Annotated in this window: 22 protein-coding genes; 20 read left to right on the plus strand and 2 right to left on the minus strand. The window is 35.0% G+C overall.

Annotated features, from left to right (window positions below; translation table 11 throughout):
• Window positions 1-149 precede the first annotated feature (149 nt).
• Window positions 150-398: a hypothetical protein gene (locus ABH960_RS20170; RefSeq protein WP_001008434.1), complete on the minus strand. Its 249-nt coding sequence runs from the start codon at window positions 396-398 to the stop codon at window positions 150-152.
• 1,530 nt (window positions 399-1,928) lie between these two features.
• Window positions 1,929-2,234 (minus strand): hypothetical protein, encoded by a 306-nt coding sequence (locus ABH960_RS20175; RefSeq protein WP_147740495.1) that lies wholly within the window; start codon window positions 2,232-2,234, stop codon window positions 1,929-1,931.
• A gap of 139 nt (window positions 2,235-2,373) precedes the next feature.
• On the opposite strand from ABH960_RS20175, the gene ABH960_RS20180 reads away from it, so the two are divergent.
• The 20 genes from ABH960_RS20180 (at window position 2,374) to ABH960_RS20275 (ending at window position 14,291) form a co-directional block, all read left to right on the plus strand.
• The gene (locus ABH960_RS20180) at window positions 2,374-2,547 is read left to right on the plus strand and encodes a hypothetical protein (protein WP_179957889.1); all 174 of its coding nucleotides are present in this window, start codon (window positions 2,374-2,376) and stop codon (window positions 2,545-2,547) included.
• Window positions 2,548-2,565: 18 nt separating this feature from the next.
• Window positions 2,566-2,688, plus strand: a complete 123-nt coding sequence (locus ABH960_RS20185; protein ID WP_002010097.1) for a DUF3983 domain-containing protein — start codon at window positions 2,566-2,568, stop codon at window positions 2,686-2,688.
• 113 nt (window positions 2,689-2,801) lie between these two features.
• Window positions 2,802-2,972 (plus strand): hypothetical protein, encoded by a 171-nt coding sequence (locus ABH960_RS20190; RefSeq protein ID WP_215598701.1) that lies wholly within the window; start codon window positions 2,802-2,804, stop codon window positions 2,970-2,972.
• 27 nt (window positions 2,973-2,999) lie between these two features.
• Complete coding sequence (locus tag ABH960_RS20195; RefSeq protein ID WP_404447880.1) at window positions 3,000-3,482, plus strand: ArpU family phage packaging/lysis transcriptional regulator; 483 nt, start codon at window positions 3,000-3,002, stop codon at window positions 3,480-3,482.
• Window positions 3,482-4,024, plus strand: coding sequence for a site-specific integrase (locus ABH960_RS20200; RefSeq protein ID WP_404447883.1), 543 nt, complete (start codon window positions 3,482-3,484; stop codon window positions 4,022-4,024). The genes ABH960_RS20195 and ABH960_RS20200 overlap by 1 nt, the downstream gene beginning before the upstream one ends.
• Window positions 4,025-4,218: 194 nt before the next feature.
• Window positions 4,219-5,172: a nucleoside 2-deoxyribosyltransferase gene (locus ABH960_RS20205; protein WP_404448105.1), complete on the plus strand. Its 954-nt coding sequence runs from the start codon at window positions 4,219-4,221 to the stop codon at window positions 5,170-5,172.
• A 375-nt stretch (window positions 5,173-5,547) separates the two neighbouring features.
• Entirely contained in the window at window positions 5,548-5,736 is a 189-nt protein-coding gene (locus ABH960_RS20210) for a hypothetical protein (protein ID WP_404447886.1), read from the plus strand.
• Between the two features lie 155 nt (window positions 5,737-5,891).
• Window positions 5,892-6,218, plus strand: a complete 327-nt coding sequence (locus ABH960_RS20215; RefSeq protein WP_404447889.1) for an HNH endonuclease signature motif containing protein — start codon at window positions 5,892-5,894, stop codon at window positions 6,216-6,218.
• A 2-nt stretch (window positions 6,219-6,220) separates the two neighbouring features.
• Window positions 6,221-6,529: a hypothetical protein gene (locus ABH960_RS20220; protein ID WP_404447892.1), complete on the plus strand. Its 309-nt coding sequence runs from the start codon at window positions 6,221-6,223 to the stop codon at window positions 6,527-6,529.
• Window positions 6,530-6,713: 184 nt separating this feature from the next.
• Window positions 6,714-7,166, plus strand: a complete 453-nt coding sequence (locus tag ABH960_RS20225) for a P27 family phage terminase small subunit (protein WP_404447895.1) — start codon at window positions 6,714-6,716, stop codon at window positions 7,164-7,166.
• On the plus strand, window positions 7,150-8,817 hold the full coding sequence (locus ABH960_RS20230; RefSeq protein ID WP_404447898.1) for a terminase TerL endonuclease subunit: 1,668 nt from the start codon (window positions 7,150-7,152) through the stop codon (window positions 8,815-8,817). Before ABH960_RS20225 ends, ABH960_RS20230 begins: the two co-directional genes overlap by 17 nt.
• Window positions 8,818-8,833: 16 nt before the next feature.
• Window positions 8,834-10,075, plus strand: a complete 1,242-nt coding sequence (locus ABH960_RS20235; RefSeq protein ID WP_404447901.1) for a phage portal protein — start codon at window positions 8,834-8,836, stop codon at window positions 10,073-10,075.
• Window positions 10,076-10,091: 16 nt separating this feature from the next.
• Window positions 10,092-10,712 carry a head maturation protease, ClpP-related gene (locus tag ABH960_RS20240; RefSeq protein WP_404448108.1) on the plus strand — a complete coding sequence of 207 codons (621 nt, stop codon included), beginning with the start codon at window positions 10,092-10,094 and terminating at the stop codon, window positions 10,710-10,712.
• A 13-nt stretch (window positions 10,713-10,725) separates the two neighbouring features.
• The gene (locus ABH960_RS20245) at window positions 10,726-11,847 is read left to right on the plus strand and encodes a phage major capsid protein (protein ID WP_404447904.1); all 1,122 of its coding nucleotides are present in this window, start codon (window positions 10,726-10,728) and stop codon (window positions 11,845-11,847) included.
• 13 nt (window positions 11,848-11,860) lie between these two features.
• Window positions 11,861-12,172, plus strand: coding sequence for a hypothetical protein (locus tag ABH960_RS20250; protein WP_404447907.1), 312 nt, complete (start codon window positions 11,861-11,863; stop codon window positions 12,170-12,172).
• Complete coding sequence (locus ABH960_RS20255; RefSeq protein ID WP_404447910.1) at window positions 12,172-12,528, plus strand: phage head-tail adapter protein; 357 nt, start codon at window positions 12,172-12,174, stop codon at window positions 12,526-12,528. The genes ABH960_RS20250 and ABH960_RS20255 overlap by 1 nt, the downstream gene beginning before the upstream one ends.
• Window positions 12,515-12,895, plus strand: a complete 381-nt coding sequence (locus tag ABH960_RS20260) for a hypothetical protein (protein WP_404447914.1) — start codon at window positions 12,515-12,517, stop codon at window positions 12,893-12,895. The genes ABH960_RS20255 and ABH960_RS20260 overlap by 14 nt, the downstream gene beginning before the upstream one ends.
• A complete protein-coding gene (locus tag ABH960_RS20265) occupies window positions 12,885-13,295 on the plus strand; it encodes a hypothetical protein (RefSeq protein WP_404447917.1) in 411 nt (136 codons plus the stop codon). The genes ABH960_RS20260 and ABH960_RS20265 overlap by 11 nt, the downstream gene beginning before the upstream one ends.
• Complete coding sequence (locus ABH960_RS20270) at window positions 13,296-13,862, plus strand: phage tail protein (protein WP_289405277.1); 567 nt, start codon at window positions 13,296-13,298, stop codon at window positions 13,860-13,862.
• Window positions 13,863-13,934: 72 nt separating this feature from the next.
• On the plus strand, window positions 13,935-14,291 hold the full coding sequence (locus ABH960_RS20275) for a hypothetical protein (protein WP_404447920.1): 357 nt from the start codon (window positions 13,935-13,937) through the stop codon (window positions 14,289-14,291).
• Window positions 14,292-14,456 lie beyond the last annotated feature (165 nt).

Genomic DNA, 14,456 nt, shown 5'->3' on the forward strand with positions numbered 1-14,456 from the left:
ATAAGATGGGACGCTGTATGCGGTGAAAGTCGCACGTACAGTGTTAAGCGGGGGAAAAGATGGAGATAACTTCAAAGTCTTACCTATCGCAACGAATGATTTATACACAAGGAGCATGAAGAAGTAGCGCTCCTTGTGGGAAATGTAATCTATATTTTGTTTTGGGCTAAAATCTTAATATTCTCTGGAGGAATAATATCTTGAATTGTTTCTTTAAAGTCAATTTGAATCATTTCTTCAATATTGTCTAAGGAAACTTCAAAATTTGTACATTCCACAGTTTCAATATTTAATAAAGAATAATTTTCATTCTTTTTAAACACTAGATATTGTGTAGTATCTGTTTTCACTATACACCCTAACTGAATACCTAGTTTACGATTGTCTTCAAAATTCATAAATGTTTCTCCTTTTATATGTATTTCCGATAGATAGTTTACTACATAAATACATTAGTTCATATTGAGTACCCTTACATTAGTATTACAATTTTGTAAGGTTTCTGAGTATCTAGTGGACTAGTAATACAGAGAGTATAAAAAGGCTCAATTGAATATTTAATAAAATCCTTATTTAAAAACAAGAATCCCTAGAGTTAGGGCTCTAGGGATTCTTGTTTTGGTATATCTCACACGGTTTTATAAAAAGGATCGAACGTATTGAAGATAACATGTGAATGTTTCATAAATGTATCAAAAAAGTGAACAAAATTGCTATTGCAGAAATAGCAGAAATGAAGTTTCTAATAGTTAAGTACGTAAAAGGTGTTATTTCCAGTGGATAAAATGCGTGTGGGGCACCTAATCATTATTTTATCGGAGGAAAAGAATATGTTATGAACTTGGTTGAATGAAAAAATGAAAATTTTACTTTAAGCGAAGTTAATGAAATATATTTAGGGGTTATATCAATGATTGTTATCTCGATGGACACTTTAACTTTATAAAAGTCCTAGAAGAAAAACACAACTATGAGGAATAGTAAGCTATAAAAGTGAACAAAATCGTTATTTAAATAAAAGAAACCCCGATTGTCTGCGGGGCCTCTAAGGGTAATCGTCAAGTAATGACGTACTCGACTAATTAACCATATCATGAATTTTTTGGTAAAAACACTGGTAAATGTGTCCAAATATATGCGGCATCATTTTGAACAAAAACGCTATTTTATAAAAAAAGAACCCGCTAACTGCAACGAGTTCTAAAAAGGAGTTTAACTCAACTCTCAGGGAGTATTTCTTTTCTATAATGGTACAGACCTGATATCGATCCGAAAAGAAGTGAAATGGAAATTATCATGATGAGATACTGTCTTAAATAGATAGTATTTGTAGGCATCCATAGAATAAATATGGCTAATAAGACAAGTAGTGAAGTGCACATTGTATAAGATATTTGGTGCTTGAGTTTTAGTCTTTCTGTATCGTTGGTACCTATTTTCTTAAACGTTATAGAAAATAAGATAACAGACGCTAGAGAGAGAAGGGTTGTCATACCTACAAATAAATTAAAATGAAGAATATCACTAGATAGCCATGATTCTAGCCATTGGAAAATAACCATTTTATCATCCTTTCTTAAATGTCTAAAAAATCATTGTTGTTAATCTATGTATATATTAACATATTGTGGGTTTTGGAGGGGGGATAACAAAAATTTCATTTTGTAGTAATTTGAAACACCAAAAAGAGCACTAAATAAAGCGCTCTTTAAGGGAAAAGTGAGATATTGAAAAGTAAATTAGGGTTTTTGCTTCGAGATAATATATGAACATTTCATCATAATGTGACGATGAATCACAAAAGAGCAGCTAGCAAAAGCTAACTGCTCACCCAAGAAAAACAGAGGAAAGATAACCATGTGACTTTAGTATTTACGGAATATTGAGTTTTATTCAGGGGTAGATATATATTGTAAAAAAAATCAAGGTTAAACCCAATAAAAAATAAGCATTGCAGTAAAACAAGATAGAGTCGTCAACAAGGTAAACTTTGCTGCAACTTTCCATTGTTCACTTTTAATATTTGAAGAGGAAAAAATATATTTTCTAGCTCCAAAACCTAATAAACAACCTCCGCATACTAAAGTTAACAGTCCAATGAGAAATCGTGAAGTTGGAAAGCTAGTAGTAGGATCCATAGCGGTTAAAATCAACATTTTAAATGATAGATGGAGAACGAGTGTTAGAACAAAAAAGTAGCTAATAGCTAGTACCCATTTATTCATACTTTTCATAAAAGCGACCTCATTTCTTTGGGGTTAATAAAGTGAATTTTTTCTAATTGACTATATTATATCATCTGGGAACACTCGGCTTTGGGTATGTTTAAAACTTAATAAAATAATCCTTTGAATAGAAAGTGAGGTTAAAAGAATGGAAGAAAACTTAAAGCTATTAGGCGCAGATGGAATGTGGGGAATGGAGTTTAAAGGGAATAAGGTCAATGTGTATGACGATGAAGGATACGTATTGGAAAGTATGACAAAAAGGGAGCATGTTCAGGAAGCTATCGATTTCCTTGAAGAATGTAAAGAACAAATGGAATAGAAAGTGAGGTTAGGAGAAATGTCTAAATTAAAGAAAAAGAAAACCAGAAAAGCTATTGCTCGACGTGCGAAATCCTTTGAAAAATATAGAGTTAAAAACGCTTGGAGAAATATTTTTGTACAAGCTGGTATTTTAAAGTGAAAAGAAACTGAATATAGTCCGGCTAGAAAACTAGAGGACACCAATTTTTAGAGCAGCAATCAAGCTGTTTTAAGAAATGGTGTCCTCTTTATTTTTGAAAGGGGATGTAGAGAATGAAGAACTTAAAAGATCAAATACGTGAATGGAAAAAGCAATCTAAGGAAGTAAAGAAGAAACATAAGAAAAAGAAAGAAGAGAAGCTAACCACTCGTGAAATTGAAGATTTAATGGGGATTCATAGACCTTGTTATGAGCGTAGACGTGGGGCTTTAAGACAAAAGTAATTTAAAAATAAAAAGGAGTGGTCTTACATGACTAAACAATTATCTTTCTTACCGAAAATTGATAGAACGGCAACGCAGAAAAAATTAGAAGGTGTTCTCGAAAATGTACGTTTATATAGACAGTTTGGAATGATGCGTGAAGAAATGAAAGTCACTCCTTCTTATGAAATTAGATATCACGGACCTACAAATGATGTAGGAAATCCATTAGAAGATGTAGCGATGGCTAATATACAACAAAGTGAACGAGAAGAGTGGATTAAAAAAACGTCATTTCGTATTGATCAGTTCCTTAGTCGCTTGGGCAATGGGCGTGCAGGAAAGGATCAAAGAAACATCATCATTAAGCGTTATTTAGAAGATGAAGAGGTATGTGATTATATGGTTTATAACGAGATTGGCATGAGTGAGCGTACTTATCGACGCGTTAAGGCTAGAGTGTTTTATAAACTTGCTTTTGCTCTTAGATTAGAAGTTTACGAGACAGAAGAGACTGGAGGTAATGAATAATGAATTTTGTTCAGCCAATACGTGATCCAGAAGAAATACAGCAGCTAAAAGAGTATTTTAAGGAGAAGAGTGTACGAAATTATATTTTATTCATTATGGGAATCAATACAGGCCTGAGAATCTCTGATATTTTAAAATTGAAGGTAGGAGATGTCAAAGGGAGTCATATCTCTATGAGAGAAAAGAAAACAGGAAAACAAAAACGTATTCAAATTACTGTAGCATTAAAAAGAGAACTTAAATGGTTTATAGAAGAAAGAGAAAATCATGAGTATTTGTTGCAAAGTAGACAAGGGAGTAATCGTCCTATTGGTCGTAGCATGGCATATAAGATATTAAGTATAGCTGCAGCAGAGTTTGGGTTAGATGAAATAGGAACACATACGTTGAGAAAGACGTACGGGTATCACATGTACATGCAAACCAAAAACATAGCATTACTCATGGAGATATTCAATCACTCGTCAGAGAAGGTCACGTTACGTTATATAGGTGTAAACCAAGATGCAATGGATAAAGCAATGACTAGGTTTAAAATCTAATCATTGCTTTTTCTTTTTAAATGTATACAGTTACTCATAAATTTCGTACTGTGTAACTCAAAAGAGAAAGTTAAATGAAATCAATGATAGCAAGGGATTCAGCGAAGGGGTCAGTTACACACAATATAAGATATGGGTAAGTCAATTATTTGTATGTTAAGATTATGCTATAAAAAAAGAAAGTAGTGATTGTGATGAGTGAAAGATGTCCGGTTTGTCAAAACTCTATTGTGGAACAACAATTAGTGGGAGTGGGAGGAGGACGTGTAGAGCAATATAAATGTGAGAATTGTGGTACATTTTCCATGGCTGAAGAAGCGAGATTTGAATTAAATGTAGAGCAGAAGAGAAAACTTTCTGCAATTTTAAGAAAGAGAACCATTAGAGGGATGGGGAAAATAATGATTTTTCTTAATCGACCAGATAAAAATCTTTCAGAATTTCCGTATCCTATTTATCTTTTAGAGGATCTATTAAGTGAATATCCAGATAGTGCTTCTGATAGGTTGGATGAGTCATTAATAAACTTAGCTAAATTGTCCAAATTTCCAGGTGACCCAGTATATATTCGTGAATCAGATAAATCTATATTTTTTGTACAGAGTATTCACTTGTTGGAAATGAAATATATAGCGAACCAACTATTTCAGGACGAACTGATTGAGATATCTAAGCTATCGGCAGCAGATTTCCCTGCACATATTACAGTTACAGCGAAAGGGTGGAATCGCATTGCAGAATTAGAAAAAGGAAGAGAAGCGGATACTAAGCAGGTTTTTGTCGCGATGTCGTTTAGTCCAAAAATGGATAGTCCATATAAGAATGCAATCACAAAAGCTATAAAAGAGGCAGGATACCAGCCTATCAGAATTGATGAAGCGGAACATAATAATGATATAACTGATGAAATAATAGTCAAAATAAGACAAAGTAAATTTGTAATTGCAGATTTTACCGGACACAGAGGTGGAGTTTATTTCGAAGCTGGTTATGCGGTGGGACTAGGTAAGACTGTTATATGGACATGTAAAGATGACGATTTTAAAGATATTAATTTTGATACTAGACAATTTAGTCATATTAAGTGGTCAACAGAAAACGAATTATACCAAAAATTATTAAACAGAATTAAAGCAACAATTAATTAAAAACATGGCAGAGTCGTGACCGCTTTTTGGCAGTAAATGTGCCGGTTGTTTTGGAGTTAACGTGATATATTTGTATTGTGAGAAGTGGCGGAAAACACAACTCACAAAGATTCCTTTATATTTTGTCTAAACGATCTATAATGATGGCAGATAAAATCCGAAACCAGCAGATGGTAGTGATTGAATGATACCGTTATTAAGGAGAGCTTTTGCTCTTCTTTCAGTTACTTAATAGTGTTGTATGTGCAGGTTAATGTAACGACATTAGGTAGCTGAAAGAAGATTAAAACTTCATTTACCGTAATTGAAGTGTAAATAAATAATTGATCTTAAAGCATCCATTCGGGTGCTTTTTATTTTGGAGGAGGATGAAGGATGAGTGAACATAAATTAACAATAGAAAAGAAAGATAGCATTTACTTTAGACCAACATTCCCTCATAAGATTGACGGGAGCAAAATCAAATCGTTAGAAGATGTAATTAAGATTTTAAAGTTAATGGATATTCGTTTGGATGATAAAGCGGTAAAGGGTCTTGAGCATTTGATTGAAGAGGAGGAATAATTTTGAAAATGCCATTAACAAAGCATTGGTGCATGAACAAAGGTTGTGGATTTGAAGAAACTTCTCATAAGATACGTGATGGATGGCAATGCCCTAAATGCAATGGACCAATAAGGAATCAAGTTGTTAAGAAAGATAAGAGGTGAGGATAGTTCATGCGACCTCTAACAATACAAGAGATTAATAAACTATATGAGCAAGATAACATCATTAAGTTCTATAAGCATCCTTATTGGAGAAGGAGCATTAGGATTAAGGCATTAGAGAGAGACAACAGTGAGTGTCAGGAGTGCAAGCGCAAAGGTAAGTATAGCAAAGGTCGTAACGTCCATCATATCAAGGAGTTACGTGACAGACCAGACTTAGCATACATACTAAGCAACCTAGAAACGCTATGCATTCAATGCCATAACAAAGAACATAACAAAGAGAAGAACATAGTGAAGAAGCGATGCACGATAGTAGATGAAGAGAGGTGGTAAGTGTGGACAGCTTAACGATACAAGGTAACACATATGACTTGTCCATTATCAATAAGCTAATAGATGTTGGAATAGTTGAATCTACTGCATCTGAAGCCGAGATATACAAACGATTTAGAGAAGATATCTATACAACATACAAACAGATACGTCACATATGTAATCCAAGAGCATGTGAGAAGACTACACTTGAAACAGTAAAGAAAAGTCTACGTGAACATTGGTTAGAACATTATTTAAATATGAATTTAACAGAAGCTCACATTGTTATTGAATATGCTGAGCTATTCTTTGGTTTAGCTATAAAATAATTTAAGATAAATTTCCTGAGACACCCCCCGGGTAAAATATAGAAACAATTTTGCTGGGGGACCGAGCAACGCGGGGGGGAGATTTGTCTTTTTATTTTTTGCTTTTCACGCGCGGAACAGAAAAAAGTGCAAAAAAACATGTTATCTCGATGTCTAAATTAACAAATGAAAGTGTGGTGATACCGTGACAATCAAGAAAAAAAACTACGATTTGGCTTTTGAAGATTATAAAAATGGCATGTCATACGCTGATATTGCTACAAAATATGGCGTTGCTGAAACTACTGTCCGTGATACCTGGCGTAAGCGACATTGGAACGAAGCATTAAAAGAACATACTAACTTACGAGATAAGATCCGTGACGATTTACTAGGTCAAATGAGGTCAAACGGTGTCATTCACGGACATTTTCTTGATTTAGTCGAAGATTACATGGCAATGTGGGATATCAAAAACAATTTGATTGCTGATATCGAAGAACGTGGTGTATCTGTACTAGGTGCTAATGGATTTATGAAGAAAAACGATAGCATTAATGAGTTGAATAAGACTAATACGCAAATGTTAAAGATTCTTAATGAACTTGGACTTAAAGCGGTAAGTGAAGAGGTGGACGACGATGATGCAGAAGTCTAATCTTCCTTATAAATATCACCCGTACATTAGTGAGTATATGGAGTCTGTGGAAAGCGGGGCTATTCGTTCCTGTAATGAACAGAAACAATTAATGGCCTTAGTTCGAAAAACTTTAGATGATCCAAATGTTTATATTGATGTAAAAGCTATTGAGGATAGTGTTAAAATTCCAGAGCCATATTTCCCTTTCAAACTTTACGCTTGGCAAAGATTTGTTAATGCTTGCGTATATGGAGTTAGATACAAAGATAATGACCGTTTAATTTGGAATCAGATTTTAATTTTAATGGGTCGTGGTGGCGGTAAAAATGGTTATGGTGGTTGGCATAATTTTTATATGCTGTCCAAACAGTTCGGAATTGATAATTATCATATCGAATGGATAGCAACTTCTGAACAACAAGCAAAAACTACATTTCAAGATGTTCGGAATGTAATTGACAACCCTAAAAATAGTGTTTTGAAGAAGTCTTTCAATACAACTAAAGTGTTAATTGAACATAAAAAAAACAGATCACATTTAAAATACAATACTTCTAATGCTAGAACAAAAGATGGTTTGCGTCCTGGATCAGTTTGGTTCGATGAAATTCACGAATATGAAGACTATGCATCAATTAAAGTATTCCGTTCGGCGCTCGGTAAAGTTAAAGATGGCCGAACTTTCTATTTAACAACGGATGGATATGTCCGTGGCGGCGTTTTGGATGATTTGAAAGAAAAGGCACGAATGGTTCTAAGTGGAGAAGTTGAAAACAGTAAGATTTTCCCCTTCATCTGCAAATTAGACTCTGAAGAAGAAGTCGAAGATATTGCGAACTGGGAAAAAGCCAATCCTTCCATTCGAGATAACACAGAATTATTCGAAACGATGAAAGAGGAATGGGCTGATTGTCAGACAAACATCCCGATGCATGTTGAGTTTTTGACAAAAAGGATGAACATTCCAAAGCAGTTATTTCAACACAAGATTGCTACCTATGAGGATATTCTTGCTACAGATCAACCTTTACCTGATGATTTACACAAATATGAATGCATTGGTGGTGTGGATTACGCAGAATTACGCGACTTCTGCAGCGTCGGTTTGTTATTTAAGCGACAGGGGAAACGTTATTGGATTCAACACACTTTTATTTGGCATCAGGCATTAAAAATGCAGGATATTAATCAAGATATTATCGATATCGGTGTGGAAAAAGGACTCTTCACCATCGTCTACGATAAAGAAATCGAGCCAAAACGTGTTATCAATTGGTTTTTAGAAAAAGCGAAAACATACGACATTAAGCGTATCGCGATTGATAAATTCCGTTCTGTAGTCTTGAAACCTTTATTAGAAGAAGCTGGTTTTAACGAAAGAGTTGATATAGTGAGGCGTGGTCAGTATGTTCACGCGATGTTAGACCCATTAATCCAACATCTATTCATCAACAATAATATTGTTTTTCATGACGATCCTGTTATGCGTTGGTATTGTGGCAATATCTATGTGGATGAATTAGGAAATGGCTCAAAAGAATATAAAAAAATCGACCCTGTCAAAAGAAAAACTGACGGGTTTTTTGCATTCACACACGCCCTCAATTTCGATGGTGATCTTGAAAACTATGCAGTCGATTTAAACGATATGCAAGTATGGTCATTCTAAGAAAGGGGGTGAAAAAATGGGAATTCGTAATGTTTTAAAAACCTTTTTAGGTACAAGTGATAATGGAACGACTCCGGATGTTGATTGTGGCGTAATAACACTTAAAGCCGAAATTGCTTATAAAAAGTTATATGTTAACGCTGCTATTGATTTAATCGCTCGTAGTTTAGTAGCTTGTGACTTTGAATCTTATCGAAGCGGTAAGTTAAAGAGAAGTTTGAACTACTATCAATTGAATGTATCACCAAATAAAAACGAAAATGCTCATGAATTTTGGTGTAAGTTTGTTCATCAGTTAATTTACGAAAATGAAGCGTTAATTTTGCCTATAGGTGAAGAATTGTGGATAGCTGAATCGTTTCATCGTGAAACTACGAATGGTTTTAATGAGTATGTTTACAAAAATGTTTCGATTAACAATCATCTTTTAACAAAGGAATATAGAGAACAAGACGTTCTATATTTGAAGATTTCTGAAGAGTCGATAAACAGTGTTATTGACAGTCTTTATAACTCGTATGGATTACTACTTGCTAAAGCTATGTCTGATTATAAAGGCAATGGAAGAAGACGTTTCTTGATGAAAGGACAATTTATGAGCTCATTAACCGATGAAGCAGGAAAAGCGGCGCAAGAACTGTTCGAGGAAAAAATGAAAGGTTATTCTGATTCAGAAAAACAAACTGCTGTTTTATTCCTTCCTAATAACGTAACAATGGAAGATCAAAGCAAGGACCCACGTAATTTAGATACGAGGGACATTAAAAATCTTGCAAAAGATATGTTAGATTTCGTGGCAACTGCTTTCCATATTCCGCCCTCTTTATTAAGTGGAATAAGTGAAGGTGGTATTTCAACTTCTGGAAATCCAACAGGAGATTTAGATAATTTCATATTATTTGTTGTTCGTCCTATCGGTGACATGATTGCAAATGAATACAATAAGAAAATGTTTACACGTGACGAATATTTGAATAAAACATACGTTAAATTCAGCATGGACAACTTCAAATTGTTCGATCTTACTAAGTTTGCTAATTCGGTTGACAAGTTATTTGCAGTCGGTGGTATGAGCATAAACGATGTGTTAGAACGATTAGGAAAAGAACAAATAGAAGAAGATTGGGCTAACGAACGTTATGTTACTAAGAACTATGAGAGAGCAAGGATAAGTGGAACTATGGAAGGGGGTGAAAATGATGGAAATGGAAAAGATTCAACCGAAGTTCCTAATGATGGACAACAAACAGGACAATAATAAATCAGTTGTTTACATGTATGGAAACGTTGGTAAAGCCCCTTTCGGTGATATTTCATCTCAAGGCGTACGAGAAATGTTAGACGGCGTTACGAACGATATCGAAATCCATATCAATTCAAATGGTGGCGACGCATTCGAAGGTATTGCTATTTGCAACTACTTAAAAACCCACCCTTCAAATGTAACGGCTGTTATTGATGCTATGGGAGCTTCTTCCGCTTCTTTAATCGCTATGGGCGCTAACAAAATTGTAATGCCATCTAACGCTATTATGATGGTTCATAGGGCTTCAACGTACTCATACGGAAATGCTGATTCGCTAGAAAAACAAGCAAAAATGTTACGTGACGTAGATTCAGCTTTAATTCAATCATACAAGAATCGTTTTAATGGTGAGTTCTTTGAACTAGAAGCGCTATTAGACAATGAAACTTACATGACTGCCGAAAAAGCTAAATCTTACGGTCTTTGTGACGAGATTGTAGATTCAATAGAAAGTGTGGACAACGAAGAACCAGTTATTGAGGAACCTGAAGAAGAAGCACCTATCGAAAACGAAGGTGACAAACGTATTCAAAATGCTGAAAAATCAGCAAAATTTATGGCTTCATTATTAAAATCTATCAAACTATAGGAGGTACTTTACAATGGGTAAAGATTTAGAAACTAAAATTGACAATCAGAAAAATTTAAGCGAGGTTTTAGCGTCAGGGACACCTGAACAAGTAGATAACGCTTTAGTACAATTCGCACAAGGTATTCAAAATGAAATTTTAGATCAAGCATCTGTTCAATCTAGCGACCAAGCTGTTTTGGCCGCTCGTGGTGGGCGTGCTTTAACTAGCCAAGAAACAAAATATTACAATCAAGTAATCGCTGGTAACTCATTCGCTGGAACTGAAGCATTAGTGCCACCAACTGTTATCGAACGAGTATTTGAAGACTTAGTTCAATCTCACGAATTATTATCTAAGATTAACTTTGTAAACGTAGGCGCTTTAACTGAATGGATTCTTAAAAAGGGCGATATTCAAACAGCGTTCTGGGGCAAATTATGTGCTGCTCATAAAGAACTTTTGGATGAAGGGTTCGAAACAATTAACATCAGCCAATATAAATTATCTGCATTTATGCCAGTTTGTAAGGCGATGCTTGATTTAGGGCCAACTTGGTTAGACCGTTATGTTCGCACTGTATTAGTTGAGTCTTTAAAAATCGCTTTAGAACTAGCTATCGTTCGCGGTACTGGTAAAGATCAACCAATCGGTATGATGAAAGATTTATTAAATGTTACTAACGGAGAAAATGCTGATAAAGCTGTAACAGCTGTTCTGAAAGATCTTTCTCCTTACACATTAGGAAACATCATGGCTTTACTTACTCGTGATGGTAAACGTAACCCGGACAATGTAATGCTAATTGTGAATCCAGTTGATTACTGGGCTAAAATTTATGGTTACACTACACGTCCTAATGCTGATGGAACTTATGCTTACAATGTTCTTCCGATTCCAGGTTCAATCGTTAAATCTAACGCTGTTCCAAAAGGAAAAATGGTTGTAGGTATGGCGAAAGACTACTTCTTAGGATTAGGTGGAGCGCAACGTTTAGATGTGTACGATCAAACTCGCGCTATCGAAGATGAAGATTTATACATTGCTAAAATGTACGCTAACGGTCGTGCTGACCGCAATGATTCATTCTTAGTTTACGATATTGCTGGTTTAGTTGATCCGAACGCACCTGTTACTCCACCAGCTGCAAAATAAGGAGTGATAACGTATGGAAAATGAGCAATCAAAGGTGACTTTAGTGTCGCCTTTCGATTTGCTTGATGATGTGAAAGAAGCACTAGCAATCACATGGGACGAGGAAGACAATAACATCATAAAGCTGATAGATCGTTCTGTTTACTATATTAATGATTTAGTAGGCGTTGAACTTGATCTGAAAATCAACTTATCCGCACGTGAGTTAGTTATCAACCGCATCCGATACGAGTATAATAACGCTCTCGATCAATATGAATCTAACTTTTACCAACCACTATCACGACTGATTTTACACGCTGCCTTAAAAGAGAGGGAAGCTTAATGGCAATCGAACAACATAGAAAAACTTACAATGACGGGTTTGTAAGTGTCATAGAGAAGAAAACCATTCGAAATGCCACTAAGAAAGTAATTGGATATGAAAATGTCGAAATTATCAAACTTAGATTTGCAGAACTTTCTTGTCGTGAGATTGATATACAGCTAGTAAATAGTGTGGGTAAACAGTTAGATATGAAGATTGAAACGTTGTATGCTCCTATATTTAAGAAAAAAGATGTGGACAGCCTAACTCTCAAATTGCGTGGTGTTTCTTATAGCATCATTAAAGCTGATCGTTTTAAGAATAATATGTTCTTATACTTACAAAAGGTTGGTGGTCTTGATGACACTAAATGAATTAATTGAGAAATATAATATTAGACTGGTTGAACACCTAGAATCATTCTTCAGTGGCGCTCAAGTTTACCAGGACATTGTACAAGAAGATGAAGCTAATCTATCCACAATAAATCATGTGGTGTTCGAAACAGGTGGATTCGAAAGAACAGGCGCTAAAAATTACAGCCAAGAAGTTACTGTTTATTTCTTCTCGGAAAATAGAGAAGACTTGGACATTCTACAATTGGAATTCATGGGTAGCCTTGCTAAAACTGGCCATACTTGCAATAAATCGCTCAAAGATAAGATGAAAAAGAAAGATACTGAATTCTTTGTGGACGTACTCACATTTGAATTGACGAGGAACATCAAAATTGTCTGCTAAGTTCAGTGTTGATTCGTCACAATTCGAAGCCTATCAAAGAAATATTGAGCGATTGCCAAACGTTGCAGAGAGAGTTATTAACGAAGGATTAAAAAAGAAAGTATCGCCTATCATGGTTAATTCGATTCTTGGTTTAATCCCGATTTCGGATAGAAAGAAACTTCACGCCAAACTTTCGAAATCAATTCAAGGTACGTTGAAAGAAAACCTGACTTTAACTTTAAAACCAAAACCTAAATTTGCTTACTTAGTTTTTCCTGATTTGGGTGTTGGTAAAAGTAAGGGGAACAAGCCTGAAGATTTCATGTTACATGGTGTGGATAGAGAAACAAATAAATCTGTCGAAGAGCTTAATAAGGCCTTGATAGAAGAAATCAATAAAACTTTAGGAGGAAATTAAATGCCAACAACTACAATTGATGTGTTTGATGCCGTCGAGATTAAGAACGCAAGTTTACTTTTTAAAAGTGAAGCAACAACAAGTCCTTTTGGCTGCATCGGTAAATTAGATGCAGAAACGGAAATCAAATCAATCGCAAAAATTTGCGGCGGTGTAACTAAAAAGAAAAAATCTAAACCAACACAATTAACTGTTAAAATTTCGGGACACATGGAATTAAAAGTTGCTCGTAAAATTTTCGGACTTAAAAACGAAGGTTTAATTGCTGACGTGTATTCGTACGGTATTGAAAGTGTGGGTGAAGACTTCTCATTTGTTGCTGAAGAATACGATACATTCGAAGATAATAACCGTTTAATCGCATTCCCTAATTGCTCTGCCGCTACTGGATTTGTTAAGAGTATCGAAAATGGAGCGGACGAGTTAGCTGAATTCGAAGTAGAAATTACAGCTTTACCTGATACTTATGGCGAATTCTATTATGAAGGCATTAACTTGCCAGCTGATGTTCAAAATAAATGGTTAACTAAATTCGATCCTGCTGAACTACGTAAGGTTACACCATAATAAAAAAATATGAAAATACTTAGGGCGCTCTAGTTAGCGCTCTTTAATTTTGTCTAAAAGGAGAGATTTATAATGACAAACGAAATTACATTAGCCGATGGTGAAGTAGTAAAAATCAACCCTAATTTAACTGCGTGGACGCTATTTAATCTAGAAAAAGAGGGCATTATTGGAAAATCGTTTTTAAGTACTTTATTAGATACACGGGGCGGCGCAGGGAACGTTGATTTGTTAGATACATTCCGTGTTGTTTATGCAGCTTATCGTCAAGCGAACGTTTCTGATTACATGAATTTTGAATCATTCATGAAACAATATGAAGTTGATATGACAGAAGCGTTCAAAATCTTTGGGTCTGTATTAAAAAAGCAAAAAGATAAAAACAACATGGCAAAAGGGTTCCAACAAAAAGCGGGAAAAAAGGCTTAAAACTTCCTGAATTTGAGATTGAATACGTTGTAGATTTGTATAGTTTGTACGTGTTCATTTTTAAAATTCCGGAAAGAGATTTCTGGCATCTACCTTTACGTGACGTTCAAAGGATAGCTGAAAATAAGAGTGCTTACGAAGGTTGGAAAGCTTACCTTCAAGAGA

It is taken from the genome of Bacillus sp. RC252 (assembly GCF_044909215.1).
Lineage (GTDB): Bacteria > Bacillota > Bacilli > Bacillales > Bacillaceae_G > Bacillus_A > Bacillus_A mycoides.

Coding starts and splice junctions, on each gene's coding strand:
- ABH960_RS20170 (WP_001008434.1), bottom strand. CDS start 398: ATGAATTTTGAAGACAATCGTAAACTAGGTATTCAGTTAGGGTGTATA.
- ABH960_RS20175 (WP_147740495.1), bottom strand. CDS start 2,234: ATGAAAAGTATGAATAAATGGGTACTAGCTATTAGCTACTTTTTTGTT.
- ABH960_RS20180 (WP_179957889.1), top strand. CDS start 2,374: ATGGAAGAAAACTTAAAGCTATTAGGCGCAGATGGAATGTGGGGAATG.
- ABH960_RS20185 (WP_002010097.1), top strand. CDS start 2,566: ATGTCTAAATTAAAGAAAAAGAAAACCAGAAAAGCTATTGCTCGACGT.
- ABH960_RS20190 (WP_215598701.1), top strand. CDS start 2,802: ATGAAGAACTTAAAAGATCAAATACGTGAATGGAAAAAGCAATCTAAG.
- ABH960_RS20195 (WP_404447880.1), top strand. CDS start 3,000: ATGACTAAACAATTATCTTTCTTACCGAAAATTGATAGAACGGCAACG.
- ABH960_RS20200 (WP_404447883.1), top strand. CDS start 3,482: ATGAATTTTGTTCAGCCAATACGTGATCCAGAAGAAATACAGCAGCTA.
- ABH960_RS20205 (WP_404448105.1), top strand. CDS start 4,219: ATGAGTGAAAGATGTCCGGTTTGTCAAAACTCTATTGTGGAACAACAA.
- ABH960_RS20210 (WP_404447886.1), top strand. CDS start 5,548: ATGAGTGAACATAAATTAACAATAGAAAAGAAAGATAGCATTTACTTT.
- ABH960_RS20215 (WP_404447889.1), top strand. CDS start 5,892: ATGCGACCTCTAACAATACAAGAGATTAATAAACTATATGAGCAAGAT.
- ABH960_RS20230 (WP_404447898.1), top strand. CDS start 7,150: ATGATGCAGAAGTCTAATCTTCCTTATAAATATCACCCGTACATTAGT.
- ABH960_RS20235 (WP_404447901.1), top strand. CDS start 8,834: ATGGGAATTCGTAATGTTTTAAAAACCTTTTTAGGTACAAGTGATAAT.
- ABH960_RS20240 (WP_404448108.1), top strand. CDS start 10,092: ATGTATGGAAACGTTGGTAAAGCCCCTTTCGGTGATATTTCATCTCAA.
- ABH960_RS20245 (WP_404447904.1), top strand. CDS start 10,726: ATGGGTAAAGATTTAGAAACTAAAATTGACAATCAGAAAAATTTAAGC.
- ABH960_RS20250 (WP_404447907.1), top strand. CDS start 11,861: ATGGAAAATGAGCAATCAAAGGTGACTTTAGTGTCGCCTTTCGATTTG.
- ABH960_RS20255 (WP_404447910.1), top strand. CDS start 12,172: ATGGCAATCGAACAACATAGAAAAACTTACAATGACGGGTTTGTAAGT.
- ABH960_RS20260 (WP_404447914.1), top strand. CDS start 12,515: ATGACACTAAATGAATTAATTGAGAAATATAATATTAGACTGGTTGAA.
- ABH960_RS20270 (WP_289405277.1), top strand. CDS start 13,296: ATGCCAACAACTACAATTGATGTGTTTGATGCCGTCGAGATTAAGAAC.
- ABH960_RS20275 (WP_404447920.1), top strand. CDS start 13,935: ATGACAAACGAAATTACATTAGCCGATGGTGAAGTAGTAAAAATCAAC.